1 protein-coding gene is annotated in these 829 nt (G+C 44.1%); it reads left to right on the top strand.

Annotated elements, in window-relative coordinates; genetic code table 11:
• On the top strand, positions 1 to 762 hold a 762-nt coding region (locus tag QVP90_RS00435; protein WP_252196557.1), incomplete at its 5' end, for a polysaccharide biosynthesis/export family protein.
• Positions 763 to 829 lie beyond the last annotated feature (67 nt).

The following is an 829-nucleotide window of genomic DNA, read 5'->3' as shown; positions in this document are numbered from 1 at the left end:
TTGTGTCTGATAGCCTTTTTGGCATCCTGCTCAGCTCCGAAAGAGGTGCTTTATTTGCAGGATATTGCTTCTATAAAAGAAGAGAATATAGATAAGAATTATGAAGTGATTATCCATAAGGATGATTTGTTGGCCATCCTTGTGAACAGTAAGGATCCGGAATTGGCTTTGCCTTTCAATATGCCGGTAGTAACCTACCAGATTGGCGCCCAGACTACGGCTCAACAACGTTTGTTGGGATATCTTGTTGACCAGAACGGCGATATCGATTTCCCCATTTTAGGTAAAATTCATGTAGAAGGTTTGACCCGTATGCAGGTTACCGAGTTGATAAAACAAAAACTGATGAGTGAAGACTTGATAAAAGATCCGATTGTCACCGTTCAGTTCCTGAACTTTAAAGTCTCCGTGATGGGTGAGGTGACCCGTCCGGGTACGTTCGATATTTCCGGTGACCGCATTACCCTGCTCGAAGCACTGAGTATGGCCGGTGACCTGACGATTTATGGCCGTCGTGACCGGGTCGCCGTGATTCGTGAAAAGGACGGCAAGCGTCGTATCCTCTATCATGATTTGCGCTCTTCGGATATTTTCCAGTCGCCTTGCTATTATTTGCAACAGAACGATATTGTTTACGTAGAGCCTAATAAAGCTAAGACCGGCCAGAGCCGCATCAACTCGAACAACTCGGTAGGAGTGTGGTTGTCCGCCGTTTCAGTGCTGGCCTCTATTACTTCTTTAATGGTAACCATGTTTAAATAATCAATTTTGGAATAAAAACGATAATGAGTATTGAGTCGCAAAATAGTGAACTCCGTGAAAAGGAGTC

Source organism: Bacteroides sp. CAG:189 (assembly GCF_000432295.1).
Taxonomy (GTDB): domain Bacteria; phylum Bacteroidota; class Bacteroidia; order Bacteroidales; family Bacteroidaceae; genus Bacteroides; species Bacteroides salyersiae.
This window is presented reverse-complemented; position numbering and strand designations above follow the sequence as displayed.